This window comes from Paracoccus ferrooxidans, assembly GCF_029909815.1.
Lineage (GTDB): Bacteria > Pseudomonadota > Alphaproteobacteria > Rhodobacterales > Rhodobacteraceae > Paracoccus > Paracoccus versutus.
Window position 1 is genome coordinate 1,033,977 of record NZ_CP038202.1, and the last position, 20,471, is coordinate 1,054,447.

Here is a 20,471-nt window from a genome sequence, read left to right on the forward strand (position 1 = left end):
GCGAGCGGGCGGCGGCTTGCAAGCATGTGATCCCGCCTAGCGCCGCCAATATTCGGGCGAAACCAGCGCCAGGATCGCCAGCGTCTCGACCCGGCCGACGACCATGGCGCCGGCCAGCACCGCCTTGGTCAGCGCCGGCAGCCCGGCCCAGCCCGCCCATGGCGCCCCCGCCATGCCGGCCGAGCCCTGGAAGGTCGGGGTCAGCGGAATCGCCCCGGCCAGCGGGCCGGTATTGGTCAGCGCCGCGATGGACAGGATGGTGGCCGAATCGAACTCGATCCGCTGCAGCGAGATCAGCATCACCGTCACCGCGATGGAACTGGCGAACAGCATGAAGAAGATGAAGGCCAGATAGGCCCCCTCGCGCCGCAGCCGCCGCGCCATCAGCCCGCCGCCGCCGACCGAGGCGGGATGCACGATCCGCTCCAGCTCGCGCTCGGAATGGCGGGCCAGCGCATAGACCCGGAGCAGCTTGACGCCGCCCGCGGTGGTGGCGACGCCGCCGCCCATCATCGCCAGCCCGGCCAGCATCAGGCCGGGGGAACTCAGCCCCGACCAGTTGCGCGCGCCCTGCCATTCGACCGAGTTCCAGCCGGTCGTGGTCAGATAGCTCAGCCCGTTGAAGATCCCTCCCCAGGCGGCCGAGGCGGCGCTGTCGAGCGTGTCCAGCACCCCCTTGGCCCCGGTCGGGGAAACGCCGATGGCCCCGGCGAAATGCCGCGCGAACAGCAGGGCCGAGACCAGCAGCACCACGCCCGCGGCCATGCGCAGCTCGGGATCCTCGATCCAGCTCTCGCTGGCCTTCAGCTCGCCCCCGCCGGGCCAGAAGCGGCGCGACAGCGCGGGGATCAGGAACAGGAAGATCACCACCTCGCCGGCCATGCCGCTGCCCTGCCCGGCGGGGCCGGCGACGGGGCTGATGCCGCTGGTCGACAGCGTGCCCATGGCGCGGGTCAGCGCCACCAGCCCGGTCTCGCCCAGCATCAGAAGCAGCGTCCACATCAGCAGCGTCAGCCCGGCATAGACCGGCAGCACCACCCTGCCCGCCCGCATCACCCGATGCACCGGGTCGGCCAGTTCGGTCTGGAAGGCGGGATGCGACCGCTGGCCCAGGATCGAGGGCTCGGCCGAACGCGGCAGTCGCTCGAACCTTTCGCTGCGGCCATAGGGCGAGGACATGATCTCGAAGCCGCCCACCCGCAGCGGCGCCAGCAGCGCGATGGCCGCGACCAGCATGAACAGCCCGCCCAGCCAGCCGACGATGGCACGCCACAGGTGCAGCGGCGCCGGCAGCAGGTCGGCCGAGTAGAGCGAGGCGCCGGTGGTGGTCAGGCAGGAGATCATCTCCCACCAGGCATTGAAAAAGCCGGTGTCGGGCAGGGCCATGGCAAAGGGCACGGCCAGCATGGCGGGCAGCAGGACCATGGTGCCCAGCATGGTCAGAAGCACGCTGCGCGCCCGCGGCCCTTCGGGCCGGTCGGCGGTGGCCAAGCCCAGGATCGCGGCCAGGATCACGAAGATCCCCGCCGCACCCAGGAAGATCGAGCCGGTCTTGTGCTCGTCCAGCGCATGGGCGTAGAGCCCCGGCAGCACCATGGCCAGTGCGCCGATCCCCCCCAGGATCACGATCAGCGGCAGGCGCAGCAGCAGTCTCATCCCGGCACTCAGAAGAAGTCGATCGAGACCTGAAGCAGGCGCTCGACCTCGGGGATGTCGGAGACGAGGGCAAAGATCACCACGATGTCGCCCTCCTCGATGCGCAGGTCGCCCGTGGGCTTGACCACGCGGTAGCCCTTGCGCACCGCGCCCATCAGCGCGCCTTCGGGAAAGTCGATGTCGCGCACGGCCCGCCCGGCGATGGGCGAGGTCGACAGCACCTGCGCCTCGATCACCTCGGCCTCGGCATCGCCGATGGAATAGATGTCGCGCACCCGCCCGTGCCGGATATGGCGCAGGATGGTCGAGACGGTGCTGGCACGCGGGTTGATGAAGGCGTCGATGTCCAGGGGCTCCATCAGCGACATCAGCGTGGGGTCGTTGACCAGCGAGATCGCGAGCTTCGCCCCTGCCTGCTTGGCGCGCACCGCGGCCAGGATATTGGTCTTGTCGTCGTCGGTGATGGCCAGGACCGCATCGGCGCGCGGCACGGCCGCCTCCTCCAACAATTCGGCCGACAGCCCGTCGCCGTTCAGCACGATGGTGCGGTTCAGCGCATCGGCGGCATCCTCGGCACGCGCGCGGCTGCGCTCGATCAGCTTGACGCGGATGCGCTCGGGGCGCGCCTCGAGCGATTGGGCGACGGCAAGGCCCACGTTGCCCGCGCCGATGATGACCACGCTTTCCTGCTTGGCCATGGGCTTGCCGAAGATCTCGAGCGTGCGCGGCACGTCCTCGGCCAGGGTGAAGACATAGACCTGGTCGCCCTCGAAAAGCTGGTCGCCCGGCTCGGGCGCGAACAGCTTGCCGCCGCGCCGCACCCCCGCCACGATGGCGCTGAGGCTGATGAACATGTCGTTGAGCTGGCGCAGGGGCGTGTTCAGCACCGGGCTGTCGGGCTCGAGCGAGATCCCCAGCAGATGCAGCCGCCCCTCGAGGAAGGTCTCGGCATCGAAGGTCGAGGGCGCCGAAAGCCGCTGCATCGCCGCGCGCGCCACCTCGCGCTCGGGGCTGATGACGACGTCGATGGGCAGGTGGTCGGTGCGGTAGAGATCGGAATAGATCGCATCCAGATAGGCCGAGCTGCGCAGCCGCGCGATCTTGCGCGGCACCTGGAAGACGGAATGGGCGACCTGGCAGGTGACCATGTTGACCTCGTCCGAATGGGTCGCGGCGATGATCAGGTCTGCGTCCCGCGCCCCCGCCCGGTCCAGCACGTCGGGGTGGCTGGCAAAGCCGGTCACGCCCTGCACGTCCAGCGCATCGGTGGCGCGCCGGATCAGCTCGGCATTGGTGTCGATGATGGTGACATCGTTGCGCTCGCCCGCAAGATGGCGTGCGATGTGCCAGCCGACCTGCCCCGCCCCGCAGATGATGATCTTCATTCCGGCCCCGGTTCATGCCCTTCGTGAGGCGCGATCCTAGCGCGCGGCGCGGGCGACGGATACAGGGAAAGCGTCAGGACCACCCGTGCGCCTTTGATGCGTGCTGGACGGTCGCATGGGTATTTGCAGAACGAAGAAGTCGTTAAGGGTTTTTCAATCTTTTGCGCCTAGCCTGGTTGCGCGGTACAGGCTGGGGAGCCGATGACCGCGAACGGAGAAGTCGCCCCGGTCATTTGGCCAAAACCTGTCCCGCCTGAACCGTGGGGGTGGCCGGGGCGCAGTTTCCGGCCTTCTCTGTTCCATAAATACCCATGCGACCGCGCCACCGGCATGGCACCGCCATCATTTCCCCATCAGCTCCTCCTCGACGCGCATGCCGCCGACGACGCCGAGCGACTTGAGCTTGCGATGCAGCGCCGAGCGCTCCATGCCGACGAATTGCGCCGTGCGGCTGATATTGCCGCCGAAGCGGTTGATCTGCGCCAGCAGGTATTCCCGCTCGAAGAGTTCGCGCGCCTCGCGCAGCGCCAGGCTGGTGATCTGCGGGCCGAGCGCCAGGGCCTCGCTGGTGCTGGTGCTGCCGTTCTGGCCTTCCAGTTCCGAGGGCTGGATCGGCCCGGTGCCGTCGCCCAGGATCAGCACCCGCTCGATCACGTTGCGCAACTGGCGGATATTGCCCGGCCAGTTCATCGCCTGCAGCGCGGCGCAGGTCTCCTCGGGCAGCGCGCGCGCCGGCAGGCCCTGGGCCGCATGGAACTGCTCGATGAAATGCGTGGCCAGCAGCGGGATGTCGTCGCGCCGCTCGGCCAGCGAGGGCACCGCCACCGGCACCACGTTCAGCCGGTCGTAAAGCTCCTGACGGAAGCGGCCGGCGGCGATCTCGGCCGAAAGGTCGCGGTTGGTCGAGGAGATCACCCGCAGGTCCACCCGCACCTTGTCGGTGCCGCCGGCGCGCTGGAACTGCTGCTCGGTCAGCACGCGCAGGATCTTGGGCTGGGTGCCCAGCGGCATGTCCGCCACCTCGTCGAAATAGATCACGCCGCCATGCGCCTGTTCCAGCAGGCCCGCCTCGACGCCGCGCTCGGGGGTTTCGCGGCCGAAGAGCACCTCTTCCATGTGCTCGGGCTCGATGGTGGCGCAGGGCACGGTGACGAAGGGCTCGCGGGCGCGCGGGCTTTGGGCGTGGACATAGCGCGCGGCGATTTCCTTGCCCGCTCCCGGCTCGCCGGTCAGCATGACCCGGCCGTTCGATTTCGCCACCTTGTCGAGCTGTTCGCGCAGCCTGCGGAAGGGCGCCGAATTGCCCAGCATCTCGGCCGCCCGCGCCTCGCCGCGCTTCAGCGTCGAGTTCTCGCGGCGCAGGCGCGCCGTCTCCATGGCGCGGCGGATCACCACCAGCAGCTGGTCGATGTTGAAGGGCTTCTCGATGAAGTCGTAGGCGCCCTGCTTGATCGCCGCCACCGCGATCTCGATATTGCCATGGCCCGAGATGATGACCACCGGCACCTCGGGATTGTTGCGCTTGACCTGCTTGAGGATGTCGATCCCGTCCATCTTGCTGTCCTTGAGCCAGATGTCGAGGATCATCAGCGCCGGTTCGGCCGCGTTCAGCTCGGCCACCGCCTGGTCGGAATTGGCGGCGAGGCGGGTCGAGAAGCCCTCGTCGCGCAGGATGTCGGAAATCAGTTCCCGGATGTCCCGCTCGTCGTCGACAATCAGAATATCGCTCATTTCATTGCTTCCTGCTCGTTTTTCTGGCGGCGCGCGGAAAGCCGCACCGGCTGGCGTTCGCGCGGCAGGCGGATTTCGGCCATGGCGCCGCGTCCTTCGGGAGTGTCGGTCAGCATCAGGCTGCCGCCGTGTTCCTCGACGATCTTCTTGACGATCGGCAGGCCGAGGCCGGTGCCGCCGGGCTTCATCGTCACATAGGGCTCGAACAGCCGGGTGCGGTCCTGCGGCAGGCCGGGCCCGTTGTCGGCGATGCGGATCGTCACCGCATCGGGGGCCGAGCGCAGCGAGACGCGGACCTGCGGCACCCAGCCCTGGGGCGGGTTCGCGCGCAGCTCGTCCAGCGCCTCGCCCGCGTTCTTCAGCAGGTTGGTGAAGACCTGCCGCATCATGCCGGCATCGGCATCGACGATCACCGGCTCGTCGGGGATGTCCGAGACCAGCGCGCCTTGCAGCGCGTCGCGCTGCATCAGCTCGGCATCGCGCAAGAGCTTGGCGATGTCGGTTTCCTTGCGGTCGGGTTCGGGCATGCGGGCGAAGCGGCTGAATTCGTCCACGATCCGGCGCAGGTCGTTGGTCTGGCGGATAATGACCTCGGTGTATTGCTCCAGCGCCTCGCGTTCCTCGCCGGCGATGGGGCCGAACTTGCGCTTGAGCCGCTCGGCCGAAAGCTGGATCGGGGTCAGCGGGTTCTTGATCTCATGCGCGACGCGGCGCGCCACGTCGCCCCAGGCCGCCATGCGCTGCGCCGAGACCAGGTCGGTCACGTCGTCCAGCGCCACCACATAGCCTTCCAGGCCGCCGGCCGCGCCGCGCCGGATCGCCATGCGCACCAGCAGGCTTTCCACCCGGCCCTCGCGGGTCAGGCGGATCTCGTCCTGCACCGATTCGTTGACCGATTGCGCCAGCCGCTCGAACAGCGGCGCGAATTCCGGCACCGCCTCGGAGAGCAGCCGGTCATGCGCCGTCGCCGGGTCGAGGCCCAGCAGCCGGGTGGCCGAGCGGTTCAGGAAGTCGATCTCGCCCGCCGCATCGAGCCCGATCACCCCGGCCGTGACCGAGGACAGCACCGAATCAAACAGCCGGCGCTGGTCGTCGGCGGCGCGGTAGCTTTCGACCAGTTCCTGGCGCTGCTGCTTCAACTGCCGGGTCATGCGGTTGAAGCTTTCGCCCAGGGTCTGGATCTCGTCGCCGGTATCGGGGGCGGGGATCTGGAAGTCCAGGTTGCCCTCGCCCACCTGCTCGGAGGCCTCGGCCAGCCGGCCGATGGGCCGCGACAGCCGGTCGGCGAACCACAGGCCCAGCCACATCGCCGCCGCCACGAGAAGCAGCGCAAAGCCCAGGTAGAGCAGCGAGAATTCGAACAGCACCCGGCCGCGTTCCTGTTCCAGCCGCTGGTATTCGCCCACCGTCTGCCGGGTGTCGTCCAGCAGGCCCAGCAGGCTGCCGTCCACGTCGCGGGTGACGTAGAGATAGCGGTCGGCCAGCGGCACCAGCGGCACCAGGGCGCGGAATTCGTTGTTCTGCCAATCCTCGATCAGCACCAGGCCCCGCATCGCCGCCTCGTCGAACTGGGCGGGCGAGGGTTCCTCGTACCAGAACTGATAGCTGCGCTCGCCCCGCGCGCGGATGGTGCCGCGGCCATCGACGATATAGGCCTCGCGCAGCCCGCGCTGGATCTGGCTTTGATAGTCCGACAGCAGCAGCCGCAGGTCGCCGTCGTCCAGCATCGGGTTCTGCCGCGCGGCCTGGGTCAGCGCCCCGGCCAGCAGCTTGGCGTCGTTGGTCAGGTCGCGGCGATGCTCGTCCTGATAGGCCTCGGCGGCCGAGAGCGAGGTCGAGACCACCTGCTGCACCCGGTTCGAGAACCAGCCCTCGAGCCCGATGTTCACCGTCAGCCCGGCGAACAGCGCCACCAGCACCGTCGGCACCAGCGCGATGGTGGCAAAGACCCCGACCAGCCGCATGTGCAGCCGCGAGCCCGCCGCCGACTTGCGCCGCGCCGCGACGATCCGCGCCATGCGCGCCACGACCAGGCCGGTCAGCACGATCAGGTAGAGCAGGTCCGCCAGCAGCACCAGCCGCAGCACAGACCCGCCCGAGGTGGCGCCGGCGAAAGGCCCCATCACGGCAAAGGTCAGGCCCGCCAGCGCCGGCCCCAGCAGCGCGAGTCCAAGCGTCGCGGTATTGCGATAGAGCCGCAGGCGCCGCAGCCTTGCGACGCGCTCCCATGTGTCCCTGGACAGCGTTCCCGCCACCTTTGCCCGTCCTCACGGTTTCGCCGCTGTGCCGCAGCCTTTCTGTGGCCGTTAAGCGACTCTCGCAAGGCCATCTGTGGCTGTTTTACATCAGTTTGCGGCGCCGTGTCACCTCGATATTCAGGTCGGTCAGTTTCTTGCGCAGGGTATTGCGATTGATGCCCAGAAGATCGGCACAACGCAGCTGATTGCCGCCGGTCGCGTCCAGCGCGATCTCGAGCAGCGGCTTTTCGATCTCGCGCAGGATGCGGTCGTAAAGGCCGGGCGGCGGCAGGTCGTCGCCGTGCAGGTCGAAATAGCGTTGCAGATGCATCTCGACCGATTGCGCCAGGCGCATGTTCGCAGGCTCGCCCAGCGGCGGGACCGGCGCCGCGGCGGGACCGGCCGGGGCCGCGGCGGGGCCGGCGGCCGGGGCGGGCGGCACGATGGGGCTGGATTCCGCCAGGGCGGTGCGGGCCTCGGCCTCGGTGATCTCGGCGGCGGCGGCGGTCAGCGCCAGCCGGCGCATCAGGTTTTCCAGCTCGCGCACGTTGCCGGGAAAGGGATAGGCGCGGATCAGCGCCGCCGCGCCCTCGGACAGCGTGCGTTGCGGCAGGCCCTGCGCGGAGGCCCGCGCCAGCAGGTGGCGCGCCAGCGGCGGGATGTCGTCCAGCCGGGCGCGCAGCGGCGGCACGGTGATCGTCACTCCCGCCAGCCGGTAATACAGGTCCGCCCGCAGCCGCCCGGAGCCCACGTCCGCCTGCGGATCGGGCCCGGTGGTGGAAATCAGGCGCGGCATCAGGTTGCGGCCCGGACCGACCTCCCATGCCTCGATCATGCCAATCAGCCGGGCCTGGGCGGCGGCGTCGAAGCCGGCCGGATCCTCGATCAGCAGCGTGCCGCCCTGGGCGCGGTCGGCGGTGCCGTGGATGGTCTCTTCGGAGAGGTCGGCCGAGGTCAGCACGACGAATCCCGCCTCGCGCCGGTCCGACAAGTCGTGGAACGAGCGCGCGACCACGGTCTTGCCCACCCCCGCCTCGCCCGCGATCATCACCGGCAGGTCGGCGTTCAGCACCCGCGCGACCATGCGGAACAGGTTCTGCATCGAGGGCGCATGGCCGATCAGCGGCAGGGCCGGATCGGCGCCGGTCTCGGGCGCCGCCGGGGCCGGGGCCGGGTCGGACTTGCGCAGCCGCCGCGACAGCGCCTGGCCCGCCCGCGCCATCAGGTCCGGCAGGTCGAAGGGCTTGGGCAGGTAGTCGAAGGCGGCGGCCTCGGTGGCGCGGATGGCGGTTACGATGGTGTTCTGGGCCGAGATCACGATCACCGGCAGGTCGGGCCGCGCCTTGCGGATCGCCGGGATCATGTCGATGCCGTTGCCGTCGGGCATCATCACGTCGGTGATGACCAGGTCGCCCCGCCCCTCCTCGACCCAGCGCAAGAGTTGCGCCAGCGAGCCGGTGGCATGGACCCGGCAGCCCGCGCGGGTCAGGGCCTGGGTCAGGACCGTGCGGATGGTGCGGTCGTCGTCAGCGATCAGAACGGTGCCGTCCATGGGAAAACCTCAGGCTTTGGGCAGGGAGATGCGGAAAACGGTGCGACCGGGGCGCGAATCGAGCGCGATCCAGGCGCCATGGTCGGTGATGATCTTGGAAACCAGCGCCAGCCCCAGGCCGGTGCCGTTCTCGCGCCCCGAGACGAAGGGCTCGAAGACCTCGGCGATCAGCGATTCGGGGATGCCGGGGCCGTCGTCCTCGATCTCGATCTGCAGGGGCAGGCTGCGGCCCTGCGGCTCGGCCTCGGTCGGAGCCAGGCGCAGGGTGCCGTCGTAGAAGCTGCGGATGCGGATGGTGCCGCCCCGCCGCGCCCGCCCGATCGCCTCGGCCGCGTTCTTGACCAGGTTCAGGCAGACCTGCACCAGCTGGTCGGGATCGGCCAGCGCCGGCGGCAGCGAGGGGTCGTAGTCGGGCACGATGCGCAGCCCCTTGCCGAAACCCACCGCGGCCGAGCGGCGCACCCGCTCCAGCACGTCATGGACGTTCACGGCCGAAAGCCGTGGCGCCGAGGTGTCGCCGAAGCGTTCCACCTGGTCCAGCAATTCGACGATGCGGCGCGATTCCGCGACGATCAGGTCGGCCAGGTCGCGGTCCTCGGCCTTGAGGTTCATGCCGATCAGCTGCGCCGCGCCGCGGATGCCGGCCAGCGGGTTCTTGATCTCATGCGCCAGCATCTCGGCCATGCCGATGGCCGAGCGCGCGGCCGAGCGCGCCGCCTGCCCCTGCCCCAGCCGCCCGGCCCCGTCGAGCGGCGAGATCAGGATCACCGTGCCCCCCGCCGGGCTGGGCGCAGGCCCGGCATGGATGGTGCCGATGCGGTCGGAATGCCCGCCGGAGCGGTCGCCGATCTCGAAACGTACGCCGGCGCGGTTCAGCGCGTCATGGCCCTCGCGCATCCGCTCCAGGATCGAGCCCAGCGTGGGCACGATGCGCAGCCGCTTGAGCATCTCGGCCCCCTCCAGCGCCTGCCCCAGCGAAGAGCGGCAGGAGATGTTCAGGAAGGCCTCGGCCAGGTCGTTCATCGCCGCGATGCGGCCCTGCGCGTCCAGGATGATCGCCGGCAGCGGAAGCGCCGACCAGTTCGGCCCCACCTCTGCCGGGACAAAGCCGCCGCCGGCCTCCATCTCGGGATCGGGCAGCATGTCGGACGCGGCACGGCTGGTCATGAAGGCGCCTCGGTGGCCGGGGAGTTCTGTTCGGGGACATCGGCAGCGGGCGCATCGCCGAAGCCGGCGCGGATCGCGGCCAGCGCCGCCTCGGGCGTGGGCGCGCGCAGCAGTTCGGCGCGGTTCGGGGCGCCGTTCGCCTCGGCATACCAGCCCAGGTGCTTGCGGGCGACGCGCAGGCCCAGTTCGCGGCCGTAAAGCGACAGGATGTCGTCGTAATGCTCGGCCACCGCCTCGGCCAGCCGGGCGCCCTGCGGCACCTCGGGCCGGGGCGTACCCCAAAGCGCATGCGCGATCTGCGCCAGCCGCCAGGGCGCGCCCTGCGCGCCGCGCCCGACCATGACCGCATCGGCGCCCGATTGCCGCAGCGCCGCGCGGGCCGAGGCCGCGTCCACCACGTCGCCGTTGGCGACCAGCGGCGGCCGGCCGGGCAGGTTCGCGACCTGGCGGATGGCGGCCCAATCGGCGCTGCCGGTATAGAACTGCGCCCGCGTGCGGCCATGCACGGTCAGCATCCGCACCCCCGCCCCGGCCGCGCGGCGCGCCAGTTCCGGCGCGTTCAGGCAATCCGCGTCCCAGCCCAGCCGCATCTTCAGCGTCACCGGCAGGTCGGGCACGGCGGCGACCACCGCGTCGATCAGCCCCAGCGCATGGTCGAGGTCGCGCATCAAGGCCGCGCCCGACAGCCCCCCCGTCACCTTCTTGGCCGGGCAGCCCATGTTGATGTCGACGATGCGCGCGCCCATGCCGGCAACGATCCGCGCCGTCTCGGCCATGGCGCCCGCCTCGCGCCCGGCGATCTGGACGCTGACCGGCAATGCGCCCTCGGTCAGCGCCTTGGCGCGCACGGCGGCGCGGGTGGACGGCCGCGGCGTCACCATCTCGGTCGAGGCGACCATCTCGCTGACCATCAGCCCCGCCCCGCCATGGCGCGCGACGGCGCGGCGAAAGGCCAGGTCGGTGATCCCGGCCATGGGCGCCAGGAAGACCGGCGGGCCAAGCCGCGTGGTGCCAAGGGTGATGGGTTCGGGCAGTGTCATGGGAAAACTCGTATGCCAGTCGGCGGGAATGCGAAAGAAAACGGCTTGTGCCTGATCGGCAGGCTTTTGCGCCATGCCCGAATTTGCCGCTTTTTCATGCTTGATGCCTAAATAGTCGGCAGGCCCGGTTTCGTCAAATGTCGCGGAGCTTCAAGTCGCCTGTCGCAACCGCGCTGGCTTGGACGGGCCGCGGCGGCTAGGCTTTCCACGCCAGCTAGGAGTGCGCGATGTTTCTTTCCGTCTTCGACATCTTCAAGATCGGAGTCGGCCCTTCCTCGTCCCATACGATGGGGCCGATGGTGGCCGGAGGCCGCTTTCTGGACGCGCTGCGCCAGCAGCCGTTCCGCGCGCATGGGTTGCGCGCCAGCCTGCACGGCAGCCTGGCCTTTACCGGCAAGGGCCATGCGACCGACCGCGCCACCATCCTGGGCCTGGCCGGTTTCCTGCCCGAGACCATGGATGCCGAGGCGGCCGAGGCGGCGCTGGCCCGCAACCGCGAGACGAAGATCCTGTCGCCCGAGGGCCTGGGCGAGCTGGCCTTCGATCCGGCGCGCGACCTGATCTTCGACTACGACCGCGCCCTGCCCGGCCATGCCAACGGCATGGTGCTGATGGCGACCGACCAGCAGGGCGACGTGATCTTCCGCGAGGTCTATTATTCCATCGGCGGCGGCTTCGTGATGACCGAGGGCGAGCTGGAGGCGCGCGGCGACGACACCCGCACGGATGCCTCGCCCAGGGTGCCCTTTCCCTTTGCCTCGGCCGCCGAGATGCTGGAGATGGCCGAAAGATCGGGCAAGTCCATCGCCCAGATGAAGCGCGAGAACGAGCGGGTGTATCGCAGCGACGCCGAGATTTCCGCCGGCATCCGCCGCATCTGGCAGGTGATGCGCGACTGCATGGACCGCGGGCTGGCGACGGGCGGCATCCTGCCCGGCGGCTTGTCGATCCGCCGCCGCGCCGCCGCCATCCACGAAGCGCTGAAGGCCGAATCCGGCATGAACCTGACCGCGCCGCATGTCATCAACGACTGGATGTCGATCTATGCCATGGCGGTGAACGAGGAAAACGCCGCCGGCGGCCAGGTCGTGACCGCGCCGACGAACGGCGCGGCGGGCGTGGTGCCGGCGGTGGTGCGCTATTGGCTCGACCATGTGCCCGGCGCCTCGGAGCGCCAGCTCGACGAGTTCCTGCTGACGGCGGCGGCCATCGGCGGGCTGATCAAGCACAACGCCTCGATCTCGGGCGCGGAATGCGGCTGCCAGGCCGAGGTCGGCTCGGCCTCGGCCATGGCGGCGGCGGGGATCTGCGCCGTGATGGGCGGCACGGTCACCCAGGTCGAGAACGCCGCCGAAATCGCGCTGGAGCATCACCTGGGCATGACCTGCGACCCGGTGAAGGGGCTGGTGCAGGTACCCTGCATCGAAAGGAACGGCCTGGGCGCCATCAAGGCGGTCTCGGCGGCCAGCCTGGCCCTGCGCGGCGACGGCCAGCATTTCGTGCCGCTGGACGCCGCCATCGAGACCATGCGCCAGACCGGCCGCGACATGAGCGACAAATACAAGGAAACCTCGCTCGGCGGTCTGGCCGTCAATGTGCCCAACTGCTGAACCGCGTGCAAAGAATCGCGCAAACCGGGGGTTTGGCGCAAGCCGGGCCCTGTCGGCGCTTGCCCCAGCCCTGCCCTTCCTGTAGCCAATCAGCATAAGCAAAACCCACGGAACCGGGACAGAGCAGATGAAATTCCGTTCGGCATTCGCCGTTCTTTCGATGACTGTAGCCCTTGCCGCCTGCGGCGAACTGCCCTTCCAGTCCTCCGAACCCGAGGCCCCCGCCCATTCCGGCCCGCCCGGCGTCTCGCCGCTGGAAGCGCCGATCGAGACCGGGACCGAAGGCAAGCCCGTCGCCACCGCCGAGGCCAGCACGCTGGGAACGGCCATGTTCCGCGCCGCCGGCCCCGGCTGGACCGTGACCGCCGCCGACAAGACCGCCGTCTACGAACGGCCCGGCGCGAAATCGGTCGGCGTCACCGTGCGGCGCATGGCCTATGGCCGGGGGGTCGAGTTCATCGGCTCGATGAACGGTTCGGTCTTTGCGCTGAACATCCAGGCGGCGGAATGCGAGGCGGGCGGGCAGAAGACGCCCTTCACCGCGCGGCTGCGCGTCGGCAGCCAGCGCCTGAGCGGCTGCGCCGTGCCGACCGACACCATGCCCAAGGCGCAGGTCCGCGCCTCGTCGGCCGCCCCCAAGCCCAAGGCCCAGCCGAAACCGGCAGCGCCCGCGGCCAAGCCCGAAACCACGCCCGCGACCGCAACGCCCGAGACGGAAGCCCCCACGACGGCCCCGGCAACGGCACCGGCGGAGACCACCACCGGCACGACGCCGACCACCAGCACGACGCCCGCGGCCGGCATGACGCCCGAGACGCCGGCGACCGGCAGCGCGCCGACGACCGCCCCTGCGGCGGGCAGCACGGCCGAGACGCCGGCGTCCGGCGCCGCGACGACCGGCGCGCCGGATGCCGAAACGCCCGCGACCGACGGTTCGGCGGCGCCCGCGACCCCTCCGGCTTCCGGCGGGTCGGATACGACAAGCGGTGTCCCGGCCCCGACCCTGATCCTGCCCGAGCCGCCCGCCCCGAGCGAATAAGCCAAGATCCGGGCGCCGTGCGGCAAGGCCCGCGCGGCGCCGGCCCACCCGCCGCCTCGCTGCGGGCCACGACCTGAGAGGAGCCGCGATGCGCGCCCATTCGATGCTTACCCGTCGCCTGCTGGCCTCCACCGTGCCAGTTGCGCTGCTTCTGGGTCTCGGCACCAGCCCGGCCCGCACCGACCCGCTGATCGGCAATGTGCTGAACAGCTACGGCCTGCCGGGCGGGGTCGAAACGCCCACGGCCGAAATGCTGCCCGACGGCACCCTGGGCGGCACCGTGTCCTATAACGAATTGGGGCGGCGTCATAACGTCGTCTTCCAGCTGCACCCGCGCATCACCACCGCCCTGCGCTATTCGCGGGTCGAGGGGATGACCGACCACAACGAACTGGACCATATCTGGGACCGATCCTTCGACATCCGCTTCCAGGTTCTGGACGAGGCCGGGTGGCGGCCCGCCGTCGCGGTCGGGCTTCAGGACTTCATGGGCACAGGAGTCTATTCCGGCGAATATATCGTCGCCAGCAAGTCCATCACACCGCGGCTGCGCGCCAGCCTTGGCATCGGCTGGGGCCGTCTGGCGGGCGAATATCGCCGCCCCGACGCTGGTGACCAGGGCGGCAAGCCCAATGTCGATGAATGGTTCTCGGGCAGCCCCAAGCCCTTCGGCTCGATCGCCTGGCAGGTCAACGACAAGCTGAGCCTGGTCGCCGAATATTCCAGCGACGAATACGTGCCCGAGACCCGCAGGGGAACCGAAGAGGCGCCGGGTAGCCAATTCAACCTGGGCGCCTACTACACCTTCAACCCGCAATATCAGCTTGGGCTTTACACGCTGGGCGGCGATACCTTTGGCGCACAGTTCAGCTTTGCGCTGAACCCGCGCAATGCGCCCTTCCCCTCGGGGCTGGAAAAGGCGCCGGCGCCGGTCAAGCCGCGCCCTGCGCCTGCCGCCGACCCCGAGGGCTGGTCGGGCGCCTGGTCGGCCGATCCGACCGCGCAGCCGGCAATCCAGACCGCGCTGGCCGATGCGCTGGCCGACGAGGGGCAGATCCTCGAATCCATGGCGCTGTCGTCGAACCGGGCCGAGCTGCGCATCCGCAACACCCGCTATATCCAGCAATCCGAGGCCATCGGCCGCACCGCGCGGCTGATGACCCGCGCCCTGCCGCCCTCGGTCGAGACGCTCGTCATCACCTCGAACACCGAGGGCATGGCGACCTCGTCCGTGGTGCTGAAACGCTCGGATGTCGAGCGACTGGAGAATACCGAGGCCGGCCGGATCGCCGCTGCCTCGACCCTGGTCGATGCCGAGCCGCGACCGGGCGATCTGGTGACGACGCCTGGCCTGTTCCCGCGCTTCCGCTGGAACCTGGGGCCCTATCTGGAACTGGGGCTGTTCGACCCGCAGGATCCGCTGCGTTATGAGGTTGGCGCGCAGTTGAAGGCCAGCTACGAGATCATGCCGGGCCTGATCCTGTCGGGCACCCTGCGCCAGCGCGCTTTCGGCAGCATGGAGCAGCGCGGGCCGGGGATTCCCTGCGGCTCCGGCAACACACCCCCGCCGGGCATGGACCGCTGCGGCCGCGGCGAGCATTACACGCCCGAGGAATATGTCTCGAACCCGGCCTATGAATCCTTCAAGGGCGTGCCTCGGGTCCGCTCGGATACGCGCATGTATACCGGCAACGACAGCCCGACGATCCCCGAGCTGACCCTGGCCTGGTATGCCCAGCCGACCGAGCAGGTCTATACGCGGGTGACGGTCGGCCTGCTGGAACGCGCCTATGGCGGCGTCTCGGGCGAGGTGCTGTGGAAGCCCGCGAATTCGCCCCTGGCCTTCGGAGCCGAGATCAACCGGGTGAAGAAGCGCGATTTCGACGATGTGTTCGGCTTCCGCGACTACGAGGTCACGACCGGGCACCTGTCGGCCTATTACGAATTCGCCAACGGCTTCACGGCGCAGCTGGATGTGGGCAAATACCTGGCCGGCGACAAGGGCGCGACCATCACCCTGACGCGGGAATTCGCCAATGGCTGGCGCGTGGGCGCCTTTGCCACCAAGACCGACATGAGCGAAGATCAGTTCGGCGAGGGCTCGTTCGACAAGGGCATCACCGTCTCGCTGCCGATTTCCTGGGCCGCGGGCACGCCGACGCGGGATCGCGCAAGCAGCACGCTGCGGTCGCTGTCGCGCGACGGCGGGGCGCGGGTGAACGTGGACGGGCGGCTCTACGACAAGGTCCGGGACGCGCAATCCGTCAAACTTTACCAAGGCTGGGGGAGGTTCTGGCGATGATCGCGACCCGTATCCACAAGGCCGCCCTTTCGGCGCTGCTGATCGCCGGCCTGGCCGCCTGCGGCAACGACGATACCGGCCGGGAGGCCAACCCGCTGCTGATTGCCGCCAAGACGGCCGGCGGCACGCTGGCCGGAATGCGTGGCGGCGAGGCCCAGGAGGCCCCGGCCCCGCGCACGCCCGAGCAGATGGCGGCTGAGGCGCTGCGGGTCAACCCGGCGCCGCTGATCCTGGTGGGCTTCGAATCGCTGGGCCGCACGCAGGTCATGGCGATGACCGGCCAGAACGGCGCCATGCGCACCTATATGGCGCCCTCGAAAGAGGCGCTGATCCTGCGCGACGGCATGGTGATCGGCACGCGGGGGCTGGGCAACGACCTGTCGGTCGCCGAACCGCAGACCGAGGCGCTGATCCGCGCCGGCCGCTCGGGCTCGGCCCCGCGCGTCATGCGCTATTACAGCGGCGACGGGCTGGAACGGCCGCTGAGCTTCGACTGCACCACCGGGCCGGGACCGGCGGCGGGGGTGATCCTGGAAAGCTGCGAAGGCCACGGCGCGCACTTCCAGAACAGCTTCATGCCGCAGGGCGGGCATCTGCCGGTGTCGCGGCAATGGCTTGGGCCGAGACTGGGCTATATCACCATCCAGACGCTGCGCCCCTGACAGGCCGCAAGTGGCGATAGGAAAACCGGCCCGCGCGGCCGGTTTTTTTATGCCAGCAGCCGAGCGGGCGACGAATGGCCGGACATGAAAAAAGGGCTGGCCAAGGGCCAGCCCCTTCAACTTTGCGGAACCGAAGTTCCGTTCGGCGATCAGCTGTCGTCGTCGTCCGAAGCGACGGCGGCGATGACGCCCAGCAGCAGCAGAGCCGGAACGACGAGGCCAGCGTTGGTCGAAGCGGGCTTCTCGTCAACGACAACCGGCTCGACTTCAACGACCGGGGCAACATAGCCACCGGCGAGAGCGGTCGAAGCCGACAGGCCCAGGGCCAGGGCGAAGGTAGCGAATTTGGTCATGATCATGCTCCGTTCAGTACTTTGACGGCTGCCGTTGCCGGCAACATCGCTGAGACAGTCGCATAATCCCAAGGACTTGGAAAGCGGTCTTGATCGGGAAATCACGCGCGCCTCAGGCGACTGTTGCATAATAGCCAACACCCGCCGCGCTCGGCGAGATGCCGCCGCCGGATCGGCGAAAACCCGCGGGTTCCCGCCTGCCGGCCGTGGCCGGTCATCTCCTGCAAACCACTAATGTGGCTGCATAAATCATCGCCGCACAGGCCACGATCGACGGGCCCGCGGGCGTGTCGAACCAAAGGCTGGCCCAAAGTCCGCCAAAGACCGAAACCGCGCCGATCAGGGTGGCGGAACCCGCCATCCGCTCGGGCGTTGCCGAGAATCCCCGCGCCGCCGCCGCCGGCACGATCAGCATGGCCGAGATCAGCAGCGCCCCCACGATCCGAATCGCGATGGCCACCACCAGGGCCAGCGCCAGGGACAGGATCAGCCGCTCGCGCGCCGGATCGATTCCCGCCGCCATGGCCAGTTCCTCGTTGACCGAGGCCGTCACCAGCCGCTGCCAGCGCCAGATGAGCAGCCCCAGGACCGCCGCCGCGCCGGCCCAGATCCAGGCCAGGTCGGTCCGCGTCACCGCCAGGATGTCGCCGAACAGGAACGCGTCCAGCCCCACCCGCAGCGAGGGCACGAAGCTGACCCCCACCAGCCCCAGCGCCAGCGCGCTATGCGCGAGCACGCCCAGCACCGTGTCCATGGACTGGCCCCGCGCCGTAAGATGGGCCACGATCAGCGCCATGGCGACGGCCACGGCCAGCGTGCCCAGATAGATCGGCAGCGAGAAGACGAAGCTCAGCGCCACGCCCAGGATCGCCGCATGGGCGGTCGAATCGCCGAAATAGGCCATGCGGCGCCAGACCACGAAGGAACCCAGCGCCCCCGTCGCCAGCACAAGGCCAAGCCCCGCCAGGGCGGCTCGGGTCAGGAAGTCGTCAAGCATGGGGCCTCAATGCGTATGGGCGCAGGCCGGGCCGTGGCGATGGCCCTCTGCGACATGGTCGTGGTCGTGATCATGGTGATGCTGGTAAAGCGCCAGCGTGCCCTGCGATTCGGCGCCGAACATGGCGCGATAGGCGGGCGCGGCGCTGACCGCCTGCGGCGTGCCCTCGCAGCAGACATGGCCGTTCAGGCACACCACCCGGTCCGAGGCGCGCATGACCACCAGGAGATCGTGGCTGACCATCAGCACGGCGGCGCCGGTCTCGGCCCTGACCTCCTCGATCAGCTTGTAGAAGGCGACGATGCCGGGCTGGTCCAGGCCCTGCGTCGGCTCGTCCAGCACCAGAAGCTGCGGGTCGCCAAGCAGGGCGCGGGCCAGCAGCACGCGCTGGAACTGCCCGCCCGACAGCGCGATGATCTGCCGCGCCTCCAGCCCCGGAACGCCGGTCCGCTCCAGCGCCGCGGCGGCCTGCGCGTCGCCCACGCGGCGCGGCAGCGACAGGAAGCGGCGCACGGTCATTGGCATGGCCCGCTCGATATGCACGCGCTGCGGCACATAGCCGATGCGCAGCCCCGGCGCCCGCTCGACCCGGCCCGAGGCCAGCGCGACATGGCCCAGAAGCGCCCGCACCAGCGTCGACTTGCCCGAGCCGTTCGGACCGACCACGGTGACGATCTCGCCGGGGCGGATCAGGAAATCGACATGGTTCAGCACCGGCAGGTCGCCGCCATGGCTGACCGACAGGTCGGTGGCGCGGATCAGCGCCGTCACAGCCCGGCCTCGGAGCAGCGCGCGCAAAGGCCCAGCAGCTCGACGGTGCTGCGCTCGACGTGAAAGCCGGTGGCCCCGGCAAGCCGGTCCAGCGCCGCCCGCAGCTCGGGCGCATCGGCCTCGGCCACCTGCTCGCAGCCGCGGCAGATCAGGAAGGCCGGCGAGTGGTCGCGCTCGGTCGAAAGGCAGGCGGCATAGGCGTTCAGCCGCTGGACGCGATGGGCCAGCCCCTGCTCGACCAGGAAATCCAGCGCCCGGTAGGCGACGGGGGGCTGCTTGCCGAAGCCCTCGGCCGACAGCCGCTCCAGCACCTCATAGGCGCCCATGGCGCGATGCGATTCCAGCAAGATCTCCAGCGCGCGGCGGCGCACCGGGGTCAGGCGCACACCCTCGACCCTCGCCTGTTCCTCGGCGCGGCGCAGCACGGCGGCCGCGCAATGGGCATGGTCGTGTTCGTGAAACGGATCGGGGGGGGATTCCGGGGCGGTCATGATGTTATATCGTTACATTTCTGCTTGACGAGTTACGATATAACATAAATAACCTTGGCGTTTCTGCAAGTGAGTCCGCCATGATCCGATATTCTTCCCTTCTTCTTGCCGCCGCGTTGGGCAGCACCGCCCTGCCCGCCTGGGCCGAGGTTCCGCGGGTCGTGACCGACATCCCGGTCGTCGGCGCCCTGGTGCAGCAGGTCATGGGCGAGCTGGGCCAGCCCGAGATCCTGCTGCAAGCCGGCGGCGATCCGCACGACTACCAGCTGCGCCCCAGCCAGGCGCGCAGCGTGCAGGATGCCGGCCTGCTGATCTGGGTCGGCCCGGAACTGACCCCCTGGCTCGAGCGCGCGGCCACGAGCCTTTCCCCGCAGGCCGAGATGCTGACCCTGCTGCACCTGCCCGCCACGCATCGCCGGGACTATGCCGGCGATGAGCATGAGCATGAGCATGAGCATGAGGATCATGACCACGGCCATGCCGGGGAACAGGGGCATGAAGGCCACGACCACAGCGGCACCGACCCCCATGCCTGGCTGGACCCGGCGAACGGCCGGGCCTGGCTCGCCGCCATCGCCGAGACCCTGTCCCGGCGCGACCCCGAGAACGCCACCACCTATGCCGCCAATGCCGCCAGGGCCGCAGAGGAAATCGCCGCGCTGGACGCCGAGTTGCAGGCCACGCTGTCCCCCGCCCAGGGCAAGCGCTTCGTCGTCTTCCACGACGCCTATGGCTATTTCACCGAGCATTACCGGCTGGAGCCGGCGATCGCGGTCAGCCTGGGCGATGCCTCGACGCCCTCGGCCGCGCGGCTCCAGGCGATTCGCGCCGAGATCGCCGAGAATGGCGCCATCTGCGCCTTCCCCGAGGCGAATCACGACCCGAAACTGATCGCCGCGGTGATCGAAGGCAGCGAGATTCGCCAGGGCACCGCACTCGACCCCGAGGGCACCGGCGCCACCCCCGGCGCCGGGCTTTACGCCGAAACCCTGCGCGGCATGGCCTCGGCCCTGGCCGATTGTCTGGGCACGGACTGAAATCTGCCGGAAAATAAGGGACAAGGAACAGGCGGGCCTGGAAAGGGCCCGCCTTTTCCGTTGTAAATCGGCAGGTTATGGGAAACACAATTCCCGACTATTTTCCTTTGACATCCCTTAGGAAATTTGTCAGGTTACGATCACCGCGACAGAAACGAGGAACTGGACATGACCGCGACCCGCCCCGCCGAATTCACGCGTCCCGGCGTGACCGCCCTGCAACGACTTCCCGAATATGACGCCGAATTGCTGACCGCCGGCGGCAATCAGGCGCTGATCGTGCTGGGCGACCAGGTGTACAACCTGCGCATCACCCGCGCCGGCAAGCTGATCCTGACCAAGTAAGCCGCACCCGAGGGACCGGCCCCTGCAGGCGGGCCCTTCCTCCGCATTCCGCGATGCAGCGGGGCCGCGATCGACCCGGCGTGCCGCGACGCTGCA

The 20,471-nt window shown here is 69.5% G+C and carries 17 protein-coding genes; 6 read left to right on the forward strand and 11 right to left on the reverse strand.

The features are described from left to right. Positions 1–36 precede the first annotated feature (36 nt). The 7 genes from E3U26_RS22105 to dusB form a co-directional block, all read right to left on the reverse strand. Positions 37–1,656 carry a potassium transporter TrkG gene (locus tag E3U26_RS22105; RefSeq protein WP_036754716.1) on the reverse strand — a complete coding sequence of 540 codons (1,620 nt, stop codon included), beginning with the start codon at positions 1,654–1,656 and terminating at the stop codon, positions 37–39. Positions 1,657–1,664: 8 nt separating this feature from the next. Further along, positions 1,665–3,041: a Trk system potassium transport protein TrkA gene (gene trkA / locus E3U26_RS22110; RefSeq protein WP_499106642.1), complete on the reverse strand. Its 1,377-nt coding sequence runs from the start codon at positions 3,039–3,041 to the stop codon at positions 1,665–1,667. 342 nt (positions 3,042–3,383) lie between these two features. Then, positions 3,384–4,772 carry a sigma-54-dependent transcriptional regulator gene (ntrX, locus tag E3U26_RS22115; protein ID WP_499106643.1) on the reverse strand — a complete coding sequence of 463 codons (1,389 nt, stop codon included), beginning with the start codon at positions 4,770–4,772 and terminating at the stop codon, positions 3,384–3,386. After that, complete coding sequence (locus E3U26_RS22120) at positions 4,769–7,027, reverse strand: sensor histidine kinase NtrY-like (protein WP_114535482.1); 2,259 nt, start codon at positions 7,025–7,027, stop codon at positions 4,769–4,771. The genes ntrX and E3U26_RS22120 overlap by 4 nt, the downstream gene beginning before the upstream one ends. 85 nt (positions 7,028–7,112) lie before the next feature. Continuing rightward, complete coding sequence (locus E3U26_RS22125) at positions 7,113–8,561, reverse strand: nitrogen regulation protein NR(I) (RefSeq protein ID WP_499106644.1); 1,449 nt, start codon at positions 8,559–8,561, stop codon at positions 7,113–7,115. A 9-nt stretch (positions 8,562–8,570) separates the two neighbouring features. Further along, positions 8,571–9,728, reverse strand: a complete 1,158-nt coding sequence (locus E3U26_RS22130; RefSeq protein ID WP_036754731.1) for a two-component system sensor histidine kinase NtrB — start codon at positions 9,726–9,728, stop codon at positions 8,571–8,573. Beyond that, a complete protein-coding gene (gene dusB, locus E3U26_RS22135) occupies positions 9,725–10,768 on the reverse strand; it encodes a tRNA dihydrouridine synthase (protein WP_499106645.1) in 1,044 nt (347 codons plus the stop codon). Before dusB ends, E3U26_RS22130 begins: the two co-directional genes overlap by 4 nt. Before the next feature lie 227 nt (positions 10,769–10,995). On the opposite strand from dusB, the gene E3U26_RS22140 reads away from it, so the two are divergent. From E3U26_RS22140 to E3U26_RS22155, 4 genes are all read left to right on the forward strand, one after another. Continuing rightward, complete coding sequence (locus E3U26_RS22140) at positions 10,996–12,378, forward strand: L-serine ammonia-lyase (protein ID WP_072462779.1); 1,383 nt, start codon at positions 10,996–10,998, stop codon at positions 12,376–12,378. 127 nt (positions 12,379–12,505) lie between these two features. Beyond that, complete coding sequence (locus tag E3U26_RS22145) at positions 12,506–13,417, forward strand: hypothetical protein (RefSeq protein ID WP_499106646.1); 912 nt, start codon at positions 12,506–12,508, stop codon at positions 13,415–13,417. Positions 13,418–13,505: 88 nt separating this feature from the next. Continuing rightward, entirely contained in the window at positions 13,506–15,719 is a 2,214-nt protein-coding gene (locus E3U26_RS22150; protein ID WP_036754741.1) for a YjbH domain-containing protein, read from the forward strand. After that, positions 15,716–16,381 (forward strand): YjbF family lipoprotein, encoded by a 666-nt coding sequence (locus tag E3U26_RS22155; protein WP_499106647.1) that lies wholly within the window; start codon positions 15,716–15,718, stop codon positions 16,379–16,381. The genes E3U26_RS22150 and E3U26_RS22155 overlap by 4 nt, the downstream gene beginning before the upstream one ends. A gap of 149 nt (positions 16,382–16,530) precedes the next feature. Here the strand turns inward: E3U26_RS22155 and E3U26_RS22160 are convergent, their stop codons facing one another. The 4 genes from E3U26_RS22160 to E3U26_RS22175 all read right to left on the reverse strand — a co-directional run bounded on the left by E3U26_RS22160 (position 16,531) and on the right by E3U26_RS22175 (position 18,993). After that, positions 16,531–16,734, reverse strand: a complete 204-nt coding sequence (locus E3U26_RS22160) for a hypothetical protein (protein ID WP_370362691.1) — start codon at positions 16,732–16,734, stop codon at positions 16,531–16,533. Positions 16,735–16,948: 214 nt separating this feature from the next. Next, positions 16,949–17,731, reverse strand: coding sequence for a metal ABC transporter permease (locus tag E3U26_RS22165; protein ID WP_036754754.1), 783 nt, complete (start codon positions 17,729–17,731; stop codon positions 16,949–16,951). A gap of 6 nt (positions 17,732–17,737) precedes the next feature. After that, positions 17,738–18,502 (reverse strand): metal ABC transporter ATP-binding protein, encoded by a 765-nt coding sequence (locus E3U26_RS22170; RefSeq protein WP_499106649.1) that lies wholly within the window; start codon positions 18,500–18,502, stop codon positions 17,738–17,740. Continuing rightward, complete coding sequence (locus E3U26_RS22175) at positions 18,499–18,993, reverse strand: Fur family transcriptional regulator (RefSeq protein WP_036754760.1); 495 nt, start codon at positions 18,991–18,993, stop codon at positions 18,499–18,501. Before E3U26_RS22175 ends, E3U26_RS22170 begins: the two co-directional genes overlap by 4 nt. A gap of 80 nt (positions 18,994–19,073) precedes the next feature. Here E3U26_RS22175 and E3U26_RS22180 point away from each other — a divergent pair, with 80 nt between their 5' ends. Together E3U26_RS22180 and hemP are read left to right on the forward strand one after the other, a co-directional pair. After that, positions 19,074–20,030, forward strand: coding sequence for a zinc ABC transporter substrate-binding protein (locus E3U26_RS22180; protein ID WP_499106651.1), 957 nt, complete (start codon positions 19,074–19,076; stop codon positions 20,028–20,030). Positions 20,031–20,198: 168 nt separating this feature from the next. Further along, on the forward strand, positions 20,199–20,375 hold the full coding sequence (gene hemP / locus E3U26_RS22185) for a hemin uptake protein HemP (protein ID WP_010394206.1): 177 nt from the start codon (positions 20,199–20,201) through the stop codon (positions 20,373–20,375). The last annotated feature ends 96 nt before the right edge of the window (positions 20,376–20,471 follow it).